Origin of the sequence: Pseudomonas sp. ChxA, from assembly GCF_030263855.1 — a bacterium.
GTDB classification, from domain to species: Bacteria; Pseudomonadota; Gammaproteobacteria; order Pseudomonadales; family Pseudomonadaceae; genus Aquipseudomonas; species Aquipseudomonas fluorescens_CB.
In genome coordinates, this window is record NZ_JARPMK010000001.1 from 1 (window position 1) to 23,523 (window position 23,523).

20 protein-coding genes and 2 pseudogenes are annotated in these 23,523 nt (G+C 54.3%); 14 read left to right on the forward strand and 8 right to left on the reverse strand.

Annotation, left to right across the window (positions count from 1 at the left end):
• The 5 genes from P5706_RS00005 to P5706_RS00020 form a co-directional block, all read left to right on the forward strand.
• A partial coding sequence (locus P5706_RS00005; RefSeq protein ID WP_285678258.1) for a site-specific integrase occupies positions 1 to 715 on the forward strand: 715 nt, incomplete at its 5' end.
• A complete protein-coding gene (locus P5706_RS00010; RefSeq protein WP_285678259.1) occupies positions 712 to 2,439 on the forward strand; it encodes a tyrosine-type recombinase/integrase in 1,728 nt (575 codons plus the stop codon). The genes P5706_RS00005 and P5706_RS00010, both read left to right, overlap by 4 nt.
• 366 nt (positions 2,440 to 2,805) lie before the next feature.
• A complete protein-coding gene (locus P5706_RS00015) occupies positions 2,806 to 3,750 on the forward strand; it encodes a hypothetical protein (RefSeq protein WP_058410472.1) in 945 nt (314 codons plus the stop codon).
• A complete protein-coding gene (locus P5706_RS37085; RefSeq protein ID WP_502945425.1) occupies positions 3,747 to 4,040 on the forward strand; it encodes a VPA1267 family protein in 294 nt (97 codons plus the stop codon). Before P5706_RS00015 ends, P5706_RS37085 begins: the two co-directional genes overlap by 4 nt.
• A gap of 121 nt (positions 4,041 to 4,161) precedes the next feature.
• Positions 4,162 to 5,442, forward strand: coding sequence for a tyrosine-type recombinase/integrase (locus tag P5706_RS00020; RefSeq protein WP_285678260.1), 1,281 nt, complete (start codon positions 4,162 to 4,164; stop codon positions 5,440 to 5,442).
• Positions 5,443 to 5,598: 156 nt separating this feature from the next.
• On the opposite strand, the gene P5706_RS00025 is transcribed toward P5706_RS00020, so the two are convergent.
• The 6 genes from P5706_RS00025 to phnC form a co-directional block, all read right to left on the reverse strand.
• Complete coding sequence (locus P5706_RS00025; protein ID WP_010466230.1) at positions 5,599 to 6,579, reverse strand: IS5-like element IS1384 family transposase; 981 nt, start codon at positions 6,577 to 6,579, stop codon at positions 5,599 to 5,601.
• Positions 6,580 to 6,686: 107 nt separating this feature from the next.
• Positions 6,687 to 7,556: a LysR family transcriptional regulator gene (locus P5706_RS00030; RefSeq protein ID WP_010466239.1), complete on the reverse strand. Its 870-nt coding sequence runs from the start codon at positions 7,554 to 7,556 to the stop codon at positions 6,687 to 6,689.
• A complete protein-coding gene (gene ptxD / locus P5706_RS00035; RefSeq protein ID WP_003118429.1) occupies positions 7,550 to 8,560 on the reverse strand; it encodes a phosphonate dehydrogenase PtxD in 1,011 nt (336 codons plus the stop codon). The genes P5706_RS00030 and ptxD overlap by 7 nt, the downstream gene beginning before the upstream one ends.
• 8 nt (positions 8,561 to 8,568) lie before the next feature.
• Positions 8,569 to 9,396, reverse strand: a complete 828-nt coding sequence (gene phnE / locus P5706_RS00040) for a phosphonate ABC transporter, permease protein PhnE (RefSeq protein ID WP_010466252.1) — start codon at positions 9,394 to 9,396, stop codon at positions 8,569 to 8,571.
• 8 nt (positions 9,397 to 9,404) lie between these two features.
• On the reverse strand, positions 9,405 to 10,268 hold the full coding sequence (gene phnD / locus P5706_RS00045) for a phosphate/phosphite/phosphonate ABC transporter substrate-binding protein (RefSeq protein ID WP_285678261.1): 864 nt from the start codon (positions 10,266 to 10,268) through the stop codon (positions 9,405 to 9,407).
• Complete coding sequence (gene phnC / locus P5706_RS00050) at positions 10,265 to 11,092, reverse strand: phosphonate ABC transporter ATP-binding protein (RefSeq protein ID WP_003118432.1); 828 nt, start codon at positions 11,090 to 11,092, stop codon at positions 10,265 to 10,267. The genes phnD and phnC overlap by 4 nt, the downstream gene beginning before the upstream one ends.
• Before the next feature lie 461 nt (positions 11,093 to 11,553).
• On the opposite strand from phnC, the pseudogene P5706_RS00055 reads away from it, so the two are divergent.
• The 6 genes and pseudogenes from P5706_RS00055 to P5706_RS00080 form a co-directional block, all read left to right on the forward strand.
• Positions 11,554 to 12,066 (forward strand): annotated as a pseudogene (locus P5706_RS00055) (IS5-like element ISPre1 family transposase); the annotation flags it as partial.
• 519 nt (positions 12,067 to 12,585) lie between these two features.
• Positions 12,586 to 13,854: a group II intron reverse transcriptase/maturase gene (ltrA, locus tag P5706_RS00060; RefSeq protein ID WP_010466266.1), complete on the forward strand. Its 1,269-nt coding sequence runs from the start codon at positions 12,586 to 12,588 to the stop codon at positions 13,852 to 13,854.
• Positions 13,851 to 14,384, forward strand: a complete 534-nt coding sequence (locus tag P5706_RS00065; protein WP_502945426.1) for an IS5 family transposase — start codon at positions 13,851 to 13,853, stop codon at positions 14,382 to 14,384. The genes ltrA and P5706_RS00065 overlap by 4 nt, the downstream gene beginning before the upstream one ends.
• Positions 14,385 to 14,572: 188 nt before the next feature.
• Positions 14,573 to 14,944, forward strand: coding sequence for a hypothetical protein (locus tag P5706_RS00070; RefSeq protein WP_051488632.1), 372 nt, complete (start codon positions 14,573 to 14,575; stop codon positions 14,942 to 14,944).
• Between the two features lie 244 nt (positions 14,945 to 15,188).
• The gene (locus tag P5706_RS00075) at positions 15,189 to 16,754 is read left to right on the forward strand and encodes an ATP-binding protein (protein WP_285678262.1); all 1,566 of its coding nucleotides are present in this window, start codon (positions 15,189 to 15,191) and stop codon (positions 16,752 to 16,754) included.
• Positions 16,748 to 17,986 (forward strand): YecA family protein, encoded by a 1,239-nt coding sequence (locus tag P5706_RS00080; RefSeq protein WP_285678264.1) that lies wholly within the window; start codon positions 16,748 to 16,750, stop codon positions 17,984 to 17,986. Before P5706_RS00075 ends, P5706_RS00080 begins: the two co-directional genes overlap by 7 nt.
• Positions 17,987 to 18,069: 83 nt before the next feature.
• Here the strand turns inward: P5706_RS00080 and P5706_RS00085 are convergent, their stop codons facing one another.
• Positions 18,070 to 18,726: a DUF6988 family protein gene (locus P5706_RS00085; protein WP_090401280.1), complete on the reverse strand. Its 657-nt coding sequence runs from the start codon at positions 18,724 to 18,726 to the stop codon at positions 18,070 to 18,072.
• Between the two features lie 368 nt (positions 18,727 to 19,094).
• Here P5706_RS00085 and P5706_RS00090 point away from each other — a divergent pair.
• The 3 genes and pseudogenes from P5706_RS00090 to P5706_RS00100 all read left to right on the forward strand — a co-directional run.
• Positions 19,095 to 19,931, forward strand: a pseudogene (locus P5706_RS00090) (PA0069 family radical SAM protein); the annotation flags it as partial.
• A gap of 227 nt (positions 19,932 to 20,158) precedes the next feature.
• Positions 20,159 to 20,890 carry a carbonic anhydrase gene (locus P5706_RS00095; protein WP_065931983.1) on the forward strand — a complete coding sequence of 244 codons (732 nt, stop codon included), beginning with the start codon at positions 20,159 to 20,161 and terminating at the stop codon, positions 20,888 to 20,890.
• 85 nt (positions 20,891 to 20,975) lie between these two features.
• Complete coding sequence (locus tag P5706_RS00100; protein ID WP_285678265.1) at positions 20,976 to 22,517, forward strand: SulP family inorganic anion transporter; 1,542 nt, start codon at positions 20,976 to 20,978, stop codon at positions 22,515 to 22,517.
• Positions 22,518 to 22,646: 129 nt separating this feature from the next.
• On the opposite strand, the gene P5706_RS00105 is transcribed toward P5706_RS00100, so the two are convergent.
• Entirely contained in the window at positions 22,647 to 23,294 is a 648-nt protein-coding gene (locus P5706_RS00105) for a hypothetical protein (protein ID WP_200430970.1), read from the reverse strand.
• Positions 23,295 to 23,523 lie beyond the last annotated feature (229 nt).

The following is a 23,523-nucleotide window of genomic DNA, read 5'->3' on the forward strand; positions in this document are numbered from 1 at the left end:
TCCCAGAATTGAAACGAAACGTCTTCGAACTACCTATGAAACTCGACGGAGAGAACAGGGTTTAGATATTGACGAGGTTTCGGCAATGATGGGGCATTCGAATCTCGATACCACAGTAAATCATTATGATAGTGACTGGGGGGCGGCAGAAATATTAAATGGTCGTCTAAGGAAGATTCAGAGAAAACATGAAGAAGATTTTAGAAGTTACTCAGCAAATCTTCTTACAGATGTGTCTTTGGTTGAGCTGCGTGAAGCCACTCTACGTTGCGGTAGCAAAGAAGAACTAAGGTCAGTTGTTGCACCATTAGTCGGTAGGCTGAATTCTTCTGAAGATGCGGTAATACAGTTGCTTTCTCCGGAAGGTCAGACATTCATTGCAAGTTGTCTAAACTCAAGGCGACCAGATTGGCCAGGCGCTGAAAGTTTTCTTAGGACGGATACGCCGTGCAACTACTTCAATCGTTGTCCGTTATGCTCACAGTGTGTGATCTTCAAAGAAGCATTACCTTTTATTGCAAGAAGAATTTCCGACCTTGACGGTCTGAGGGAGCGGTTAAATCCCTTAGAATGGGAGAAAAGCTATCGGGCTGAGTATTTAGGGTGGAAGGGGGTTATAGAGGGCTGGGGGGACCCGATTGAGATTGCGGAGGCAATAGATCAATCGAAACATCACTGCTATGCACTGCCATTGACAATGATAGGGCTCTCATGACAACTCCAACACGTGACCAATTAAAAGCAGTTTTAGAAGAAATAAGAAGTGGACTGGGTTATTACGAGGAAGAGTCAGAGCCTATCTCTGCTGAAGAAGATGATGAGGCTCTGAGTGGCGACTCTTCACTTGGGCTCATTTTCGATAATGTAAATATACTCAATCTTTCAAAAATAGATAAGAGCGAGTGGAGTTATATTAGGGTAAGTCCTAGAAGCTCTTTCGGCGATCCGGTTTGGGATTTTGGGGATTACCCCTCACCCTATGGATACCCCATACGAATCAATTTTGATTATGATAATATGTATGGTGTGAATGTTTGTGGCGTAGGGCACGAACATTGGGTGAATATTGCTAGGGCGCTGCTATTTTACCGTGTACCGCATTTCGGAATTCATGGTCGTGTTAATGCTTATACATCTCTAGAGACAGATAAAACTAAAGTATTAAGACTTGTCGGGTTGTTTCATGCCGAGGGTCTATATTTAGGTTCTGATAATTCACCAGATTATAGGACGGTGAATGATTTGGCCAAGTCGAGTGTGGAGCACTATATAGAGTCGCTTCCCACCTCTGGAATTAAGTGGGAGTTCTGTTACTTAATGTCCTTCTGGCAGGGCATGTCATCGATGGGTATGCTTCCGCCAGAGTACTCACTATACGATTCATACGTAACTAAAGATCTTGTCGCCAAATATAGAAGAGAATACGACGAGTCCTCTCGACCTTTCGAACCAATTCCGCTCGATGACTATGCAGAAATATTTAAATACTGCGTGGGATTTGTTGAAAACTATAGCGCTGATGTCCTATGGTTGTATAAAAACTTTGCACCAACGATAGTAGGCGCTTTTGAGACTCCCGAAAAGCTTGCCGCGATTAATTTTGGTGTTTCAACGGCGTCCGTTGAGGGGGTTGAAAGATTTAGGGATTATAAGCCAAAGTTGCTAGATAACGGTATGCCCTGGTGGGGAATAGTAATCAAAGAAAGAACGCATGAGAATGATGAGGGGCAGTATTTAAATCAAGCAGCTGTAATTAGCGTCGTTGTAGCTCTGATAGATGCGTGTATCGTACTTCTTCTTTGTCTGACTGGCATGCGTCGATCAGAGGTCATTGGACTTAAGGTGGATTGTCTTTCATTTAAGGCTGATGGATATTGGCTTACTTATACTGTTTTCAAAACTTCGATTTCTTCACAGGGCGATATTAAAACAATACCTATTCCGAAAATTGCTGCGGACGCAATTGAAGTCGTAGTAGAAATGGGACGTGATGCTCGTGCTTATGGTAAGCACGACTATCTGTTTGCCAAGATACCAAAGTTCAGTTTTGGAAACATTCCGCAGACCACTGGGATTGAGCGATCTTGCAATCGAGTGGCAGGCAACCTAGGTATTCAATATAGAGTACACCCACATCGTTTTCGGAAGTCTCTAGCCCTTTATATAATTCATCAAGACTCGCGTAATCTAGAAATTATTAAACGCCTTTTTTCTCACCGTAGCTTAAAAATGACGCTAAAGTACATCCTTTCTTTACCTGGCGTGAACGATGAAGTCAAAGCTACCTTGATTGAGGAAAATACGGAGATTCTTGTCGAAGTTTTGCAAGGAGTCATTTCTGGTCAAATTGGGGGCATTGGCGGGAAAAGGTTGGCCAAGACTGCTAATTCTTCTCCAATACTCAGGGCTAAATTGCAAAACGCGGGAAAGAAAGCTTAAGTCAGTATGTCGCATCTTTGCTTGATGAAGGTGTGAAGCTTTTGCATAGAACGAATCTTGCAATCTGTTTGCGAACGCCAGGACTTACCAGCGAGTCACCTTGTGATGCTAAGAATGATAGCCCTGGGTCGAGGCTTCATCCAAATTTGTTTGCGTGTGACCCATATAATTGTAGATATGCTGCATTTGTCGAGGCTAATGTTCCATCATTAAAGAATGAGATAATTTTCCACGATAATATGATTAAGCATAGGTACTGTGGAGCGACTCAGAAGGAGTATTCGCAGAAACGAATCGCTGAAGCTTTTAAGAGGCTTCACGAGGTTGTAGGGGATGAGGCACATAATTTCCTTAAGCAGGTAGCGAATGGCTAAGCAAGAACTGCTCAACCGGGTATATGGGACTATTTCAGCGCTCCACAGAGGCGGCCGAAAAAAAATATCCGTGATGGAGGTTGCTAAATTATCTGGTGTCGCTCGGGCAACAATCAATCAAAAGCATGATCCTGACTGGGTGAAGGTCAGGGAAGTCATAAAAAGAACAGTTCATTCGGGGGGGGATGTAGAGGATTCAAGTGTGGTTTTCGAACAACCACTCAAAAACTCTCAAGAAATACATCATCGACTGAAAGAGTTGGAGGAGCAGTTATCCCTACTAAGGGAGAGAGCTAACACCACATATAATCAGTTGATCGAGAGGGTGCAATATTACTTTGCGTTGGCTAGTGAAAAGCCAGCTAAGCAAGTTGAGAAGGCTAAGGTCCTTCAAGAGCTAACTCATCAGAAGAATCAGAACGCAATTTTGCGTGCAGATCTCAAGGCGGCTCTTGCTGAATCATTAACTCCTGCGGTATCAGGAATTATTACTTCAAAAATTATTTTGGAAGTGCCTAATGCAGTATCAGAATCTGAGGCCATTCTGAATTTTTTGGAGAAACTGGACTCGTTATCTAATCAAAATCGATCTTCACTTGTTACCACAGTCTACATAATGTTCGGTCTTCCAATGTGCGGCAAGTCATCTTGGATTGAAAACCACAAGCCATCTACTCCAGGTGTATCCTTATATGTTAGTGGAGCAAGTGATACAGTTTCAATTCGGAGTTTGTTAATTTCTAGAATTAGGAAGGAATTTAACGTGCCTGTGCACTGTGTTCGATTTAGTATAGGCCTTGATGTCTGTATCTCTAGGGCCGAAAAACAGTTCAATGGTGCGGCTCTTGAATTGAATATTTTATCCATTAAAGGTGCGGCTGCGCGGCTCGAAGAAATACAATTCAGCGAAAATTTCGACTCAATCATTTTGGCATGAAATCAGTGAATGGTCTGAAGCGTTTCCAATCGTTTGTTGAAGAGCGACGTCGCTTGGGAGACTGGGCGGAATACGGTTCAGCAGATATGACTAGGCTTTCAAGAGTAAAGCTTGTTGAAGCATGTGGGATTAAGCGGAGCTTAATTTATCAAAATTCACAGGTAGTAGCTCTGCTTCGTGACCTAGAATCCGAATTAAGAGCACATGGTGTTCTATATGCGCGCAGTGCGGATACTAATTGTGTTCCCAGAATGGTTCAACTCATGACGAGGAATTTGAGCTACGGTTAGTTGATTTATCTGCTTCGCTTTGTCAGTTTAATCAGTATTTAAGTGATGTTTCTAAGTCACTTCTGATGTACCCCTTATCGAGGCCAAAATAATTGTGTGTATCCTTCATTTTGGAAACGGTTTGGCCAGCCACTCTGGCTATATGCGAGCGCGCGTAGGAATTTATTTTGATGATAATCACAACGTCCTTGAAGCACCGACCATGTGGGCGATGGCTGTCTCGAAGATACGTTCAAGGAGTGATGAAACGACAAGAAACTATGCGAATATCCTGAGAAGGTTTTTGCAGTGGTTGGACGATAGCCCAATCGAAGGGGGTGAAGTTGTATTTGGTGCGCAGAACTGGCAGTTGGTGGATGAGGATGTTTTTGATGCCTTCCTTGTTCACATAGCATCTCCAACGGATGCGCTTCCTGATGGTCCGTCTCACAAAACCATGTATCACATTGCGGCAAGGGTCTGGAGCTTCTATCAGTGGGCCGAAAGGCAGGGCTATAAACACTATTTGGATATCAGTAGGACTGATATCCGATACATGCTGAAAGACCAGAAACTCCTGGCCCATATCAACCCAGGGGTTAAAGTTACTACCTTGGGATTTGATCTGCCCAGTGGTAGACCAGCAATGCATCAACGAGAAATGCAGAAATTTGTAAGGCAAACTGATTATGAAATAGCTCTCGGTGTGATGAATGATCCTGTTTATCAAATTATCGCAGCGATCATACGAATTACCGGGCTTAGACCGATTGATCTTTTTCAATTGCCCTACCGAGGGAAAAATGAAAATTATGGATTCATTCCTTATGATGAGGGTGAGTACCCAGAAGGGTTAGATAATGGAGCTATCTATTATTATTTTAGGTCCAAGGGAAAATGGCGTTCCATAGACTTTCCAGGGAAGCTGTGGAGAGTTATTTGCGAGTATTATTTACCCTTAAGGCGGCAACGAGCGAAGCTATATGAGGCTAAGCATGGCATTCCACCAAGGAATAGCGACTTGTTTCTTTCCGCTCGTGGTGATGTTGTTACTCATGGAATGCTTGGTTATAACTTTAGCAAGGTGGTTTCTGCAGCGAAGAACTCCGAGAGCGCTACTGATTTTAAAGCCATACGATTCAATGCACGAATGCTCAGGCACACCTGTGCGACATATTTTGTTTATGAGGCGTTGAAAGCCCAGAATAGACTTGGAAGGAGTTTTGTTTACGATGCAGCGCTCGACGAAGATCTCAGGAAAATGCTGGGCCACACTAATGTTAGAACTACACTTGAATACTATGTTCATCTAGTCAACCGATATGTGCACGACAATCTTCTGACTGATCTTCATCGCTCACGCGTTGATGCTGGTTTGTCCGCTATTTTAGACCGACATAATTACTCTGAGATTGTGGTATAGAACAGGCACTAGGGATGGTCTGAAGTAGCCATGTATTTCCCGGCATACCACCTAGCGCAACTTTTAAACTCGCCAAATGATCAAAAAACAATCAATTCGACGAGTATTTCTTACGTTTTCGCCACCCGGACCCCACTCCGGTGGCCATTTCCCGCATTACAGGCGCACCTCTCCTGCATTCGTCAGTAAATGTCGGCGCGCCATCCACAGGTTCGACAGAGCGAACAGTGTCACCAGTTGCGCCGTGTTTTTGGCCAAGCCGCGAAAGCGCACCTTGGTGTAACCGAACTGGCGCTTGATTACCCGGAACGGATGCTCGACCTTGGCGCGCACCTGAGCCTTGGCCTTTTCAATCTTGCGCTTGGCTTTGTACAGCACGCTGCGCTTATCGAGTTTTTTGTAGGTGCTGCGGCGTGCCGCCACCTGCCAGATAACTTCACGTCCTTCATGCTCGGGCCGCTTTTCGACACCGGTGTAGCCTGCATCGGCGCAGACCACGTTTTCGTCGCCATGCAGCAATTTGTCCACCTGGGTGACATCCGCCACATTGGCCGCCGTGCCCACTACGCTGTGCACCAGACCCGATTCGTCATCGGCGCCGATGTGGGCCTTCATGCCAAAATAATACTGGTTTCCCTTCTTGGTCTGGTGCATTTCCGGGTCGCGCTTGCCGTCCTTGTTCTTGGTCGAACTGGGCGCATTGATCAGCGTTGCATCGACGATGGTGCCCTGGCGCAGCGACAGGCCGCGGTCGCCCAGATAGCCATTGATGACAGCGAGGATGCCGGCCGCCAGCTCGTGTTTCTCCAGCAAGCGGCGGAAGTTGAGAATGGTGGTTTCGTCGGGGATGCGCTCCAGGTTCAGCCCGGCAAACTGGCGCAGGATCGTGGTTTCGTACAGCGCTTCCTCCATCGCTGGATCGCTGTAGCCGAACCAGTTCTGCAGCAGATGCACACGCAGCATCGCCATCAACGGGTAGGCCGGACGGCCACCTTCACCTTTCGGATAATGTGGCTCGATCAAAGCAATCAAGCCCTTCCACGGCACCACCCGATCCATCTCGATCAGGAACAACTCCTTGCGGGTTTGCTTGCGCTTGCCAGCGTACTCGGCGTCGGCGAAGGTCATCTGCTTCATCGGGAAACTCGGTGGGTGGGGTCGCGGTATTTTGCCAAATCAGAAAGTCTTTTTCAGAGTTTCCCTAGGCTGACAAGCCAAGCGCTGGATCGCAACCATCCATCACCTTATCCAGCTAGATCTGCCTCCTCCAATAAGTGCCGCACAAATCCCGGCGGGTGCAGATTTCCGGGAGGTTTGCGCCAGATCAGTTGGAGACGCTTTTCAAGCCCCGGGATGGGAAGAGCTACCAGCGCGCCACTGCGAACTTCGTCTTGTACTGCGGAAGCCATCACCAACGACACGCCGAGTCCCGCCCTCACTGCTTGTTTGACTGCCTCGGTGCTGCCTAGCTGCATACCGCTGCGAGGCACGCCCAGTTCGCCAAAGTATTCGGTCAGAAGCCGTCCGGTACCGCTACCCGGTTCACCTCCCAGCATCGGCAGGTCCACCAGACGATCACGTTCTATGCACCCTGCTTCAGCCAGCGCATGGTCGGGGCTGACGATAAGCACCAGCGGCTCGACCCGCCAGAGGCGGTGTTCGAAGTCGGGGTGAGGTAGCCACCATTCCATGATCGCGGCGTCGAGCTGGCCCGCCAGTAGCTGGTCGGCCACATCCGGGTTGGCGGCGATGCGCAGATCCACCTCGCCCCTCTCATTTGCGGTCGTCAGATAGTTGCGCACGAATGGCTGGAGAAGGTAGGTGCCGATGTTGGAGCTGGCCCCGACGCGCTCACGATTGCCATGCAGGGCTTCTAGCGCCCGGGCGTGCATGTCGAGCAAGGCGGTCGCATGCGGCATGAAGGCCAGCGCCCGTGTGGTAGGCTGGCAGCCGCTACGACTGCGCTGCACCAGCGTTACGCCGACCTGCTCTTCAAGCTTCTGCAAGTGCTGCGACACCGTCGGCTGGGCCAGCCCCAACGCCCTCGCCGCGCTCTGAAAACTGCCTGTTTGAACGATCGCTACCAGGCTCTTCAGCCAGACCGGATTCAACATGCGGCAGGCTCGGCCTTGGGCAGACGGTTCGCAGCGTTGATTGGGCGCGCACCTGCCAATACCTGGATGATGTTCTGCGCTGCACAACGTTCAATCTCCAGGCGCACCGCGCGCACTGCCGACCCTATGTGCGGAGTGAACAGCGTATTCGGATGCGCGAGCAGCGCAGGATCGATCAGCCGCGGCCGGTCCGCGCGAGCCCAGTCTTCCATTTCGAATACATCCGCCGCATACCCGCCGAGCTGGCCTCGCTCAAGCGCCGCGAGCACGGCGGCTTCATCCACTACCGAACCACGACAGGGGTTTACAAGCAGAGCGCCCGGCCGTACGAGGGCAAGCAGCTCGGCGTTGACCAGATGCTGGGTATCGGCATTCAAGGGAAGCGCCAGCAGGATGAAGTCCGAGCTGGCGAAGAGTTCGCTGCACGCCACCTGGCGCAGGCCGAGCCGTTGCTCGGTTTGTGTATCCAGAGCCTTCGCCTCGTGGTACTGCAGGGTCGCGCCCCATCCCTGCAAGCGATCAGCCATGGCCAGTCCGATGGCGCCCATGCCAAGGATGCCGACCGTAGCGTTATCCAGCCCCGTGCCGTAGAACTGTGGTTGCCAGCCCTGGAACTCGCCAGAGCGGACGAACGCATCTGCTGCCCGCAGATGCCGCCCCAGCCCCACCGCCAGTCCGATCGCCAGCTCGGCAGTCGGGACCGTCAACAGATCAGGCACGAAGGTCAGCCAGACCCCGCGGGCAGTACAGGCGTCCACATCGAAATTGTCGAAGCCCTTGAGCGCGCAGCCGACTACACGCAGCTCAGGGCAGGCTTGAAGAAAGTCTGCATCGACCCGATCGGGCATGAACGCCATCATCGCCTGAGCATCGCGGCAGCGGCGCAGAATTTCCTCGCGCGTCAGCGTGCTGTCGGTCTGGTTGGTCATCAGCTCGCAATGTGGCGCCAGCAGTTGCAGGATCTCATCGTGTACTCGGTGAGTTATAACGAGTTTCGGCAGCATGGTTTGTCCTATTTGAAACGTTTGCGCAGCACGCCACTGAAGGCGTCTACTAGCGTGACCATGGCCAGGATGACCAGCAGGATTGCTGCAACCTCCTGGTACTGCATGATGCGCAGCGAGCCCATGAGTTCGAAGCCGATACCGCCGGCGCCAACCATGCCCATCACGGTGGAGGCGCGAAAGTTGTATTCCCAGCGGTAGATCGCCACGTCGGCGAACTGCGGCGTCACCTGTGGCAAAACCGCGTGCAGCAGCACTTGCATCGGCGTAGCCCCCGCCGCCCGAGCGGCTTCCACCGGCGCTTCGTCGACGTGCTCGATGGCCTCGGCGAAGAACTTGCCGACCATGCCGACCGAATGCAGACCCAGGGCAAGCACGCCCGGCAAGGCGCCGAACCCTACGGCTGCAACGAAGATGATGCCCATGATCAGCTCCGGCACCGACCGCAGGGCATTGAGCAGCACCCGGGCAACACCGAACACAAGGGGGTGCGGCGCCGTATTGCGCGCTGCAACGAAGGCCACCACCAGCGAGAACACCACTGCGATGGCCGTACCGGCGATGCTCATCGCCAAGGTGTCGATCAAGGGGCGAATCCAGCTTCGATAGCCCGAAAAGTCTGGCGGCATGGCCTCGCCTGCCAGGGTCGCGATGGAGGGCAGCCCGTTCAGCAGCGTGGTGGCATCGAGCAGCCCCACGTACCAGCAGGCCAACAGCACCACTCCGAATACAATCGCCACCTGCCCCAGCTGGCGCCACCAACCGAGGCCGAAGCCTCGAAGGATGTGCTCGCGTTGCTCTGCAGGCAGCGCCTGCACGTCGTAATGAGTAGACATATCGGTGCTCACATCGTGGCGAAGTCGAGGCCGAGCAGCGATCCCATGTTGCGGATCACATCGTAGTCGGCGTCGGTGATTGGCGCGAAGGCCTCGGCCTTGAAGTTGCGCAGCACTTCGGGATCGTCGATACCGACGAATACATCCCGCACCTTGGTTTTCAGCTCGGGGCTCAGGTTCGAGCGCATCGCCCAGGGGTACTGGGGGTATTCGCCGCTGTAACCAAGTACTTTCACCTTGCTCGGATCGATTAGGCCACGTTCGGCTACGTGATTGAAAATTACCTCCGACAGCCCACCCGCATCGGCGTTGCCGTTCGCCACGTTGACGGCAACGGCGTCATGCGTGCCCACAAAATGTTGTTCGTAGTCCTGCCCACCCGTCAAATCGGCCGTCTCAAGAAGCACGGTTTTGGGAATCAAATGGCTGGACGTCGATGCCCGGTCACCATAGGCCATCTTCTTGCCCTTAAGGTCGGCATACTCATTCACGCCTGACGCCACATTGGCGATAATCACCGAGCGATAGGTCGGCTTGCCGTCGATGACCATGGCAGCGAAGGGCTCGATGTCGCTTTTGCTTTTGGCCATGACGTAGGACAGCGGACCGAAATACGCCAGGTCGATACGGCCAAAGCGCATCGCCTCAATCATCGAGGAATAGTCGGTGGTTACGATCAGCTGCACCTTCTTGTCCAGATGCTCTTCCAGATAATCCTTCAGCGGCTGGTTACGCTTGATCAGCTCGGAGGCGTTTTCGTCCGGCAGCAGGGCAACCTTTAGCGCATCCGGATCGGCATCGGCCGCTAGGGCGGACAAACTTGAAACAGCGGACAGCAAGCAAGTCAATAAGAGCGCGGATAAGCGTTTCATCGGGACATCTCCAGTGAAGGTTCGAGCATGACAGGTGGTTCAGCCGGAGCATTCGCTGGCTGAGTCGTAGAGCGGCCTGCATAGATGCGCTCAAGCTGCGCATCGGTGAGTTCCGAGGGCGCGGCATCGAAAACAATCTGAGAATCGGCCAGCCCGACGACGCGATCGGCGAAGCGGCGGGCATATTCGAGTTGATGCAGCGAAACGATGGCGGTGATGCCGTCTTCCTTGCAGATGTCGCGCAGCAATCCGAGAACACGGACCGAAGTGGCCGGGTCGAGACTGGCTACCGGCTCATCGGCCAGAATGATCGCCGGCTGTTGCGCTAGCGCACGCGCGATGCCTACCCGCTGCTGCTGGCCACCGGACAGTTTGTCCACCCGGCTTAGCGCCTTGTCTGCCAGACCGACCCGAGCGAGGCAACTGAGCGCAATCTCCTGATCGGCACGCGGCAGAGGAAACAGCGAGCGGAGCGTGTTGTGAAAGGCCAGCCGACCGGTAAGCACATTAGCCAGTGCGCTTTGACGTTCGATTAGCTGGTGGTGCTGAAAGATCATGGCGGTACGCCGACGATGCTGACGCAAGGCCGAGCCGCTGCCGAGTTCACCGAGTTCGCTGGTGACACTGCCGCCAGTGGGCGTGACGAGTCGATTGAGACTACGGAGCAAGGTCGACTTGCCTGCGCCCGAGAGACCAAGCAGCACGGTGAACTCACCACGCCGAAATGCAATCGAGGTATCGCGTAGGGCTGTCACGCCGCCTGGATAGACGACGCTCAACCGGTCGACCCGCAGCACGGCGTCCTGTATCGGATGGGGCGTCATTTGATCACCTTTCGCAATATTGCTGGCCGCACAATTGCGGTTCGCGATGCAAAGGGTAGAAATTCCTTGTTACCGCACTGCTTCTAAAGGATGACATTTCGATGAATACTTCGAATCTGCCGTAGCGGGGCGGCAAGCGAAGCCGTGGAAGAACGGGCGCAACGTAGCGTCTTTCTTCACGCGGGATACAGGAGGCTTTGATTGATACTGCTGCGGATTCGCTACAGTAACGTTGGGCCAGAACGTAATGCCATCCAAGCAAGAGAGCGCACACTAGCGGACTATAGGAGACATTCTATTCTTGCCCGTCGATTGACCTAGGCCGTTATGTGGCTGGTCGAAACCTTCAGGTGCCGCCCAACTAGACGTCTGTTGTCGCGCCCAGCTTAATGCTAGGGAAACTCTGAAGAAGACTTCCAGATTTTGGCAAAATACCCGGATTCCACCCACCGAGTTTCCCGATGAAGCAGATGACCTTCGCCGACGCCGAGTACGCCGGTAAGCGCAAACAAACCCGCAAAGAGTTGTTCCTGATCGAGATGGATCGGGTGGTGCCGTGGAAGGGTTTGATTGCCTTGATCGAGCCGCATTATCCCAAGGGTGAAGGCGGTCGTCCGGCCTATCCGCTGATGGCGATGCTGCGCGTGCACCTGATGCAAAACTGGTTCGGTTACAGCGATCCAGCGATGGAAGAGGCGCTGTACGAGACCACCATCCTGCGCCAGTTCGCGGGGCTGAGCTTGGAGCGTATCCCCGATGAAACCACCATCCTCAACTTCCGTCGTTTGCTGGAGAAGCACGAACTAGCCGCCGGCATCTTGGCTGTCATCAATGGCTATCTGGGCGACCGAGGGCTGTCGCTGCGCCAAGGCACGATCGTCGATGCCACGCTGATCAATGCGCCGAGTTCGACCAAGAACAAGGACGGTAAGCGCGACCCGGAAATGCATCAGACCAAGAAGGGTAACCAGTACTGTGTGTCACGAACACAGGTCAGATGACCTGTGCTGCTGTGCCGAAGATGGAAGTAGGCCTTCCGAAGTCGGCTTGCAGGAGCGGACTTCAAACCACCCGGTGCTGCGGCATCCAAAAGGTGTGGTGGTGAGCGACCGAGGAAAAGTCATCCCTGAGGATGGCAGGTGAGTATGGAGAAGATGAGCGAAAGCAAACCGTCCGATGACGCATCGTTATGCCCAAGGTGCTGCCGAAACTGAGGTGGAGTACTGGCTTCAGGACAAGTCGGGGCGTTACCTGCTTACGGACCCGATGGCAGCCGGTGTATAGGCGGCATGATCTTCATACAGGCTTTGGTACGGAACGTGAGAACCTTGTTCCAGATGCGAAGGAAAATGACAAATGGCCAACACCATGAGGAAGAATACCGATGCTGGAACGAGGGGCGGAGCCTCCCGTAGTAGCGATGAAGCCTCTGTAATGGAGGTGGAGCGAAGGGGCGGCGTTATCCGGCCGACGAGCGTTGCCAACCTCCGGGGATGAGTGGCGTGAGCTCGGCGAAACCTTATGACATAGCGAAACGCACGGTATGGGACGCCTACCAGCAGGTCAGGGCCAACCGCGGTGCTGCCGGCATCGACGATGAAACCATCGCCGATTTCGAGCGGGATCTGTCTAAGAATCTCTACAAGCTGTGGAATCGGATGTCGTCGGGGTCGTACTTCCCGCCTCCGGTCAAGCAAGTAGAAATTCCCAAGGCATCGGGAGGCACGCGCAAGCTGGGAGTGCCCACGGTTGGTGATCGTGTCGCGCAAACCGTGGTCAAGCTTCTCATCGAGCCGGAGCTGGACTCGATCTTCCACTCGGACTCCTATGGGTACCGGCCGGGACGATCAGCGAAGCAGGCGGTGGCGATCACGCGTGAGCGCTGCTGGCGATACGACTGGGTGGTGGAGTTTGATATCAAGGCAGCCTTCGATCAGATCAATCATGGGTTGCTGATGAAGGCGGTGCGCCTGCACATCAAGGAGGACTGGATACTTCTGTACATCGAGCGGTGGCTGGTTGCGCCGTTCGAAACGGATCACGGTATGCGCGTCCGACGCGAACGCGGCACCCCGCAAGGTGGAGTGATCAGTCCCCTCCTGATGAATCTGTTCATGCACTATGCCTTCGACACCTGGATGCAACGTACCAGCCCCAACTGCCCGTTTGCCCGCTACGCCGATGATGCGGTGGTGCACTGCCGCAGTCGAAAGCAAGCGGAGTACGTGATGCGCTCCATTGCTTCACGGCTGGCTGCCTGTGGCTTGACGATGCACCCCGAGAAATCGAAGGTCGTGTACTGCAAGGACAGTAACCGTCGCGCAGGTTATCCGCATGTGAGCTTTACCTTCCTCGGCTTCACCTTTAGGCCGAGGAAGGCGCTCAGCAAACAAGACCAGCTCTTCACGAGCTTCCTTCCGGGAGCGAGTGCGGATGCCTTAAAGCGGATGCGGCAAGCGGTACGCAGGTGGCGACTCAATCGCCAAACCCACGTGACGCTGGTCGACGTGGCTCGGCTCTACAATCCAGTGATACAGGGGTGGTCGCAATACTATGGCTCGTTCTATCGGACAGCCATGCTTGGCATCTTCCAGCACATTGACCGCGCGCTTGAACGCTGGGCCCGACGAAAATACAAGGCTCTTCATAGGCGCAAGCGGCGCATTAGCCAATGGCTGGACAAGATGCGGACTGTGGTACCCCGGCTGTTTCATCACTGGCGAGTGACCGGGCAGCAAGGTTGGATAACGGGAGCCGTATGACGCGAGAGTGTCACGTACGGTTCTGCGAGCGGCTGCGGGGGCAGTTCCCGCGGCCGACTCGCCACTTCGGCATGAAGGCGCACATCGGTGTCGATGATGAGTCGGGCTTGGTGCACAGCGTGGTGGGCACGGCGGCCAACGTGGCCGATGTCACCCAGGTCGATAAGCTGCTGCACGGCGATGAGAACATGGTCGGTGCCGACGCGGGTTACACCGGCGTCGAGAAACGCCCTGAACATGAAGGCCGGGGGGTCATCTGGCAGATCGCCGCCCGCCGTAGTACTTACAAGAAGCTTGATAAGCGCAGTGCTTTGTACAAAGCCAAGCGCAAGATTGAGAAGGCCAAGGCTCAGGTACGAGCCAAGGTCGAGCATCCGTTCCGGGTGATCAAGCGCCAGTTCGGTTATGTGAAGGTGCGCTTCCGTGGTCTGGCGAAGAACACGGCGCAACTGATGACGCTGTTCGCGCTGTCGAACCTGTGGATGGCGCGCCGACATTTACTGGCGAATGCAGGAGAGGTGCGCCTGTAATGTGGAAAATGGCTGCCGCGAGGTGCTCGCGGCGGCTAAAAACACAGAAATAAGCGGGTGATCTGAGCGTTTTTGATCGATTTGCCGCTTTTAAAATCGGCAGGGGCTGAAGTCAGCCAGAAATACACAACTACTTCAGACCATCCCTAGGTTCGTCGGATCCTGCCGATGCTATTTACGGGAGCCCAGTGTACGAGCGATTTTGCGAGGAGATTGATAACCTGCTATCGGGCGAAGCGGCAGACACCAATGCCTACGACTATTCGTGTGAAGATTTTGAGGTGACATCTTCGTCGTATGATGAAACCAAAGGCCTACTGGTACTGGAGGTTTCGTTTACTTACTCGGGTGAGCAGGATCAAGATCGTCCATACGCTGGTTGTGAATTTTATCTGGACGTTGAAGTTACGTTGGTGCGGCGCCCTGGTGAGTGGCTATTCGAAGAGGGCTGGGTAGCAGTAACCAAGATTGAGACAGATCAGGATCGCGACCGAGAGGCTGAGCTTGCTGACATGTACGCAGATTACTTGAAGGATAAAAAGCGAACTGATGGCATGTAAGTAAGAGCGCTGCGTGCGCAAAATGGCCGATAGTGGACTCTGGTGATAGCCGCTGTCGGCCAGGAGCAGACATCTGCGAGCTGCAACTCGGACAGTCAGTACCCGCGAATTACCGCGATCATTGAGCCGTGGCTGGGCAGACCGTGACTGGTCGGAAGCTAGGGGCTCGGGTACGCTGGCGACTCCATGAGTTGTAGTGTTAATTCGAATTTATTCTATTTAGCAATTACGAGAGATCAAAAAAATGCAGGGAGGCGATGAAAAAAGCACTCCAGATGTGCTAGATGTTACTCAACTGATACGCATCGAAGCGGTACACAGAGGATTCTTATATCAGCACCTGTATACCGTTGGTTGCTTGCTATTAGCGCAGGCGGCCGCCGTCGATGTGGTGATGGTTGAGCTTGATGAGGATATTGAGCTTGTTACCGATCAGGGACGAATCTATGTGCAGGTTAAGACCCGTTCAAAACCAATCATTCCCAGCGATATTTCAAGCGCCCTAGAGCGTTTTGAAAACCTGCGAAATGAGCATGCTGAGGGGATGCGCAAAGGCGAGGCTGCCTTTGTTATCGTCGCGAACCAAGCACCGAGCGTTCAGTTCCAGCAGACTATCAACGATAAAAAACTCCCCCCTGATGTTCTTTTCGTTTGGCCCCAATCTACTTCTGAACGCCACCCGGCACTTCCGCCCGCCTGGGAGTCGCTAACTGATGCAGCGGCATGGTGTATCGCCCAAGCGGAGAAGCTGAATTTTTCATTGTTGTCCCCGGATTCCCTGATATGGAAGCTAGCCGGACTGGCGCAGCTTGCAGCCACGGGTAGTGCCCCGAACAAACAGCATGCGTTTCACGCCAAAGACCTACCTGCGCTATTTGAGCAACTCATCGTTCAACTACAGGATTTCCCCGCACCTCCAGCGTTTTACAGGCCACAAAAACTGGAGCCATCTCTCGCATCCGACGAGCGTGTACGTATCATTTGCGGATTATCCGGTGCAGGCAAGACAGCGTGGGCAGCGCAGGCAGCTCTACACTGCTCTCAGCTGTGTGCCTACTATGACACCGGCGACCTTCCGGGCCCTGCTCTGGCGAGCACACTGGTTCGTGAGTTGGCAGCGAAATTTGCAACACCGGATCGGGATGGTCTGCGAAAAATCCTGCTGCCGGGCGCCAGTGGTTACGAGGCACTCAGAACATTCGACACATTTCTGGATCAGCAAGGAGCCACCCTGCTGCTGATTTTAGATAATGCGCATCGTGTTCCTGTAGAAAATCTGCGCGATACACTGAATGCAACCAAATGCATTCGTTTCGTCCTGCTGTGCCAGCCCCATGACAACGTCCGCGAGCTGGAAGCTGTTACTGGACTGCAGCGTGAGGCACTTTTGGGGTGGGATATTGATACGGTGGCCGCAGCAGTAGACGATCTCGGTGGCTATGCCACCGCTCAAGGCTACGAGCAACTGCGGACTTATACCGGTGGACTGCCGCTGTATGTTCAGAGCGCTGCAAAAATAGCGGTCACAGAATACGGAGGCAATGTCGATGTGCTGTGCGCTGAACTTCAGCAGCAGGAAAACAGTGTCGAGACTGCGCAGGAAGTCATCCTTACCCGTATTTATCAGGGGTTTGATAAGTTAACTCAGGATTCGCTGGCATTGTTCAGCCTGACTGATGTGGGGTTGAGTCGCGAAGAAGTTTGTGAGCTTCTGGTCAAGTCACTAAATGTATCCACAGGTGGCGCTGCCTCAATTCTTAAGAAAATGCGGGCCACCGGCACCGTTGAGATTTTGGGAACCAGATGCTGAAGGTACATGACGCCGTCAGAGCACTGGGGCTGCAGCACTTGGAGCTTATGGATCCGGCGGTGGCAAATAACGCACTTATGGCATTGAAAGAGCTGCTGGTCGTGAGCCTTCACAAAACTCGCGACACATCAAGATTCGCGTTGTTGACCCAGGTTTATATCAAACTCAACGATGTCATGACACTCATCGCACTTTCAGGCGAGGAGCTATTTTATGAGATGGGTATTAACGTCGACATACTGGCAAGTCTAGAGCGAGCAACGAATTCAGATACACTGGAACCTGTTCATAAATTCTGGGCGTTGGATGGACTAGTTTTCTCTGAGCTTCGAGAAGGCCGTCCTGATAAAATCGTCCAGCGACTTGAGGCCATGGAAGCTCTTCTTATTGAGTATAAGTTTGATTTTCGTGAACAAATTGCATATGCAATGAAACGGATATTATTCTCAGCAGAAAATGGTAACGCATACGAGGTTAAGCGGCTTGTAGAGCAGGCCATCACGAAGTTGCCCGATGCTGAGCATGAACGCATATTTGACTATAACCATGCCATAGCTCTATGGAAGTTAAAGAGATATAAGGAGGCAGAAGCGCTGTGCTGGAAGGTCACTGATGGATATTACGACCTGTTCGGTATTCGTCCGGCAGATGTGATGGGTAAAAATGCGGATGTGCTATGGAAAATTATAAAACGCCCAGAAAATGTTCATGAACATCTCAAACATCTCGCCGACGCACTAGAGTTGTACGCAATAATCCTTCAAGCGCGTGGAAAACCAACGCCATTCATCCGTATTCATTCGATGAAGTTCTACAACATGGCCGGTGCGCCAGAGTCTATGGTGCGGGTCGGCCAGGATTTGGCGGATGAATTTGTCGCCAGGAAAGACTATGAAGGCGCCAGAGAAGTCATGGAGCAGCACGTTTTGCCGATTGTAAATACGGCTGGACTGGTGAACAGGCTGGTTCAGGTACGAAGCCAATATGCGGTGATACTGGCACTATGCGGGCGGCACGATGACGCAGATGCTGAAATGACACGTTTGGGTCCTTATTTTGACGGGTTGACTGGCGAGCAACGTCAGGAAGTTGAAAATCAATCAAATTACATTGCCCAACTCGCCTATGAGGCGTTGAAACCTACTATCGGGCAGATGTTCGGTGCGGTAGGAAGAAATGATCGATGCCCCTGTGGCTCTGGCCTGAAATATAAAAAATGTCATGGGGCTTGACGGCCTAAGACTGAACAGGGCGCGAGCCTCTTCAACATCGCAGAAATGTCTGCTCTTGGCCGAAAACTGACCACTCCAAACGGTCAATGAGCCGGTTCGGCCGTACGCTTGTGTGGTGGGTTATTAGCAGGGAAGCAGTCTTGGAACTCCTTGTAGATGCCTGCCATCATCCCTGTCTCCGGCGGTACACCACTAAGGATCAAAAGCAGATTGCCTGCGATTCCGAGCAGACCATTCGAGTGCTGGATCTCTGCTAAAACCAGCTCTGGCGGAAACCCCCTTCCGTGACGATTAACTGCATGGATGCCTCCATGCACGTAGGAACTCAAAGGTCTCCAAGAGTAATGCTTAAACTCCTTTAGGTGTGCTACCGGAGCGTGCGGAGCTTTCACCTCAATCTCTTCCAACATTTGGCTGAGCATAGGGATTTTGCTTGCCTGCTTTGCCGTCTCATGTGTGAGCTCAGCAAGCATTAAATCCGCCTGACCATCCTTGGCTACATAAAGCACCCACAGTGCGCGAACTAGTGATTCGTACTGTACTCGCAGCAATGCTGCAGCAGAGGTGTACAGCCCTGCTGCCACCAGATGCTTCAGGCCCCGGGCGTGCTCAAATCCTAGACTAGCTAGAGCTTGGGTTGCCTGCAGGCGACTGGAGGCATTGACCAAGGGCAGGGCGAAAAAGCCGACAAGCCTGTCCTCAAGCATGGCCGACCGTGCCAGTAATTCATCGAAGTGCATACAGATGCCCAAGTCAGAGCAGAGTCATGTAGCCAAGGATTCTATCGACACCGGGCAATGACCGCATCTGGCCGATTCCGGCCTGCTACTACCTGGAACTCCCAGCCAAAAGTGGCATCGTGTGTCTCAAAAGCTGGGACGATTCACTACCTGCAGCCATAAACCTATGACGTAGTGGCAGGTTCGGCTCTGGTCGAGGCTTGTTAAGGAGCCGACATCTGCTGTTAGCTGGGCAGCCAATGCCGATGAGCCCGTTGGCCCTAGGTCACGCCGCGGATGCGATTCATTTCTGTTAGACCCGGTATTTCTACCTCTCCCTGGTGATACCCTCACACATCGGTGTCTAGGGGTTGACTTAATGGATAAGGCATGGCTGCATCTACTGTTATGCGCGGCCCAGCCATGCCTATTGGGACATGTCGCCAGGGCTGGATTTCGAAACCAGACTGATTGCCAAGACCAACGCCGCCGAGGTTCTCGAGCAACAGCTGTCCAAGCCAGGTTATGTGTGCGCACCGATCAACCTGGGTTCCAACACCGACCCGTACCAACCTATCGAACGCGACTATAAAATCACCCGGCAAACCCTCGAAGTGCTGCTGCGCTATCGGCACCCGGTGACCATCATCACCAAGGGCTCGCTGATCTTGCGTGACCTCGACCTGCTCACCGAATTGGCGCGTCAGCGGCTGGTGGCGGTGATGATCAGCCTTACCAGCCTGGACGACGAGCTCAAACGCATCCTGGAGCCGCGCACGGCGGCGCCCAAGGCGCGGTTGCGGGCGATTCGGGTGATGCGCGAGGCGGGTATCCCGGTGGGCGTGCTGTGCTCGCCGATGATCCCGATGATCAACGACAGTGAACTCGAAAGCCTGCTGACCGAAGCTCACGCCGCCGGTGCGCAGAGTGCCGCCTACATGATGCTGCGCTTGCCGCTGGAGGTGGCGCCATTGTTCGAGGAGTGGCTGGCGGCGCATTACCCGCAGCGCGCCGCTCATGTGATGAGCCTGGTGCGCCAGGTGCGCGGTGGTGAGGTGTACGACAGCCGCTTCGGTGTGCGCATGCGTGGCGAGGGGCCGTTTGCCGATTTACTCGCGCAGCGCTTCAGCAAGGCGATCAAGCGGTTGGGGCTGAATCGGCGGGAAGGGTTTAATCTGGATTGCACCGCGTTTTGCCCACCGGGAAGGCAGATGGCATTGTTGTAAACTGGTAAGGACGAACGCACGCCCTTGTAGGAATAGTCGCGTTTTGACATCACTGAAACCCGCGTTCTAGAGCGGTTCATTCAGTTTGAGTTAAGTTTCGACGGTTACCTTGTTCAGCGAGTGACCAACGAGTCGATGCCTTGCTTTGTTTAGTTTTTCAACTATTCCAATAGTCAGGCGTCGAACTGACCTGAACACTCCCCCTGCATTAATCAAGAGGATGAATCATGAGTGACAAGGATAAACAGCCGTTGGCTGCGTCGGCTTCAGCCCCTCAGGTGGCGGAGTCTGCCGATGCAGCGTTAAAGCACATCGTTGACGGCTTTTTGCATTTCCATCACGACGTCTTCCCACAGCAGGAAGAACTGTTCAAGAAACTCGCCACGGCCCAGAGCCCTCGGGCGATGTTTATTACATGCGCCGACTCACGGATCGTCCCCGAGTTGATCACCCAAAGCTCCCCCGGCGATTTGTTCGTGACGCGTAATGTCGGCAACGTGGTGCCGCCCTACGGCCAGATGAATGGCGGGGTTTCCACCGCCATCGAGTACGCGGTACTCGCCCTGGGTGTACAGCACATCATCGTGTGCGGGCACTCCGATTGCGGCGCCATGCGCGCAGTACTCAACCCCGACAGCCTGGAAAAAATGCCGACGGTACGCGCGTGGTTGCGTCACGCCGAAGTCGCCAAGTCCATGGTCGAAGACAACTGCGATTGCGCCAATGAAGGCGAGAGCATGAAGGTGCTGACCGAAGAAAACGTCATCGCCCAGTTGCAGCATCTGCGTACCCACCCTTCCGTGGCCTCGCGCATGGCCAATGGTCATTTGTTTATCCATGGTTGGATCTACAACATCGAGACCAGCGAAATCCGCGCTTACGATGCGGACCAGGCGGCATTCAGACCGCTGAACGGCACCGAGCCGATTCCTTGCGCGACGCCTAGAGCGCGCTTCTAAAACACTTCCCTGCCGGGTCAAGCGGTGGCTGCCATGGATGCAGCCAGGCTTTGCCGCGCCCGGCGAATCCCTCGGGAGAGCCATCATGCGTGCTGCTCAATTGAAAGCTGTATTGCCACGGGAGCTGCTGGCCTCGGTGGTTGTGTTTCTAGTCGCCCTGCCCTTGTGCATGGGCATCGCAATTGCGTCCGGCATGCCGCCGGCCAAGGGCTTGATCACCGGGATTATCGGTGGCCTGGTGGTGGGTTGGCTGGCGGGGTCGCCGCTGCAGGTCAGTGGTCCGGCGGCGGGGCTGGCGGTGTTGGTGTTCGAGTTGGTGCGCCAGCACGGGATGATGATGCTCGGGCCGATTCTGTTGCTGGCGGGTTTCCTGCAACTGGTGGCCGGGCGCTTGCGCCTGGGCTGCTGGTTCCGGGTCACGGCGCCGGCGGTGGTGTACGGCATGCTGGCGGGTATTGGCGTATTGATTGTGTTGTCGCAGGTGCATGTGATGCTTGACGGCGCGCCCAAACCGTCAGGGCTGGATAACCTGGCAGGCTTCCCGGCGGCCGTGGCCGAGGCGATTCCGACGCTGGGCGGTGGCCTGGGTTGGCAGGCTGGCTTGCTGGGCCTGTCGACCATGCTGGTGATGTATTGCTGGGATAAATTCCGTCCGCAAAAATTGCGCTTCGTACCGGGTGCTTTGTTGGGTGTGGGCCTGGCGACAGTGACCAGCCTGGTGCTGGCGTTGCAGGTCAAGCGCGTGGAGGTGCCGGAAAACCTCGCCGACGCCATCGACTGGCTGCGCCCCAGCGATCTGCTGAACCTGGCCGATCCGCAACTGCTGATCGCCGCCTTCGCCGTCGCGTTTATTGCCAGCGCCGAAACCCTGCTGTCTGCGGCAGCGGTCGATCGGATGCACAGCGGCCAGCGCTCTGATTTCGACAAGGAACTGTCTGCCCAAGGTGTCGGCAACATGCTCTGTGGTTTGGTTGGCGCCTTGCCGATGACCGGCGTGATCGTGCGCAGCTCGGCCAACGTGCAGGCCGGTGCTACCACGCGGCTGTCGGCGATGTTCCACGGTGTGTGGCTGCTGGGCTTTGTGTTGCTGCTGTCGAGCGTGCTGCAAAGCATTCCGGTGGCGAGTTTGGCGGGCGTGCTGGTGTACACCGGGATCAAGCTGGTGGACGTCAAAGCGTTCCGCGCGCTGGGCCGTTATGGGCGGATGCCGATGTTTACCTACGCCGCTACGGCGCTCGCAATCATCTTCACCGACCTGCTGACCGGCGTATTGGTGGGCTTTGGGCTCACGTTGCTGAAGCTCGCGTTTAAAGCTTCGCGATTGAAAGTCAGCCTGATCGATTTGCCCCAAAAGGGTGAGATGGAGTTGCGATTGACCGGTGCGGCGACCTTTCTGAAGGTGCCGGCGCTGACTCAGGTGTTGTCGACGGTGCCTGCGGGGACCACCTTGCATGTGCCGCTGAGTAACTTGAGCTACATCGACCATTCGTGTCTGGAGTTACTGGAAGAATGGGGCCGGGCGAATGCGGCCAAGGGCTCGACGCTGGTGATCGAGGCGCGGGGGCTGAAGCGCAGGCTGGAAGGTCGGGTGAGGACGACGGTGGGGATAGGTTCGGCGCCCGTCTGAACACCACAAACAAATGTGGGAGCCGGGCTTGCCCGCGATGGCGGTGGGTCAGTCAGCTAATTGGTTGACTGACACTCCGCCATCGCGGGCAAGCCCGGCTCCCACAGTGGTTCTATGTTGGCTTGAGCATCAGGCGGGCTGATCCAGCGCCAACTCAACGCCCAACTGCCGCGACAGGCACGGCCAGCGCTTCCACGCCGCTTCCGTTGCCGGGCTTTTGAGCTGTTCGCGATACGCCTCAACCGACTCCAGCGCAAAGCTTTCGTCGTTGAGCATTTCATCCACCGCCAAATGCACCGCCTCATCCAGCTGATTGGCGAATTGCTCACCAATCAGTTGATGGGCAATCAAGTTGGCGACGGTGGTATCCGCCGGAATCAACGGCTGGCCGAAATGCTTGATATACAGGTCGTTGACCTCTTCAACCAAGCGGTGAGCCAGGTAGGCCTCATCCAGCAAGCCGTCCAGGCCTTCATGACCGGCCAGGATTGCAGGCGGCTGCAGGAAGAAATGCTCGGCGATTTTCAGCACCGGTTTGATCTGGCTTTCGATACCGGCTTCGCGGGCCACATCGTTGGCGGCTTCCAGCAAGTCCGGAACCAGTTCGATGTAGGCAGTGACAAAGCGGGTCATGACAATGTTGCGATCACCGTCAGCCAGGGAAATGGCCGAATGCAGGTGCGGCAATTGTTTTTCCAGTTGCTGGGCAAGCTGGCCCGTAGTGGCTTCGTGTTGATGGGCACGGGAAATCTGCTCGCGCAATGCGGCGGTGTTCATGAAGGCTCCAGTGAAACAGGCGTAGGAAAAGGGAGAGGATAAGGTAGCTCGTTTATACGAGCGCCTAAGACGCATTTGTCATAATTATTTCATGGTTATGCGTGTGCGTTATATCGAAATGCCATCGTTCGTCGGATAAACGTTTGCGCGCCCGGTTTTATTGGGTCCGCCCGTCTGTTTTTGCTCATTTGCCCCTACACATTGCGGGGTTGCAGGCGCTGTCTATACT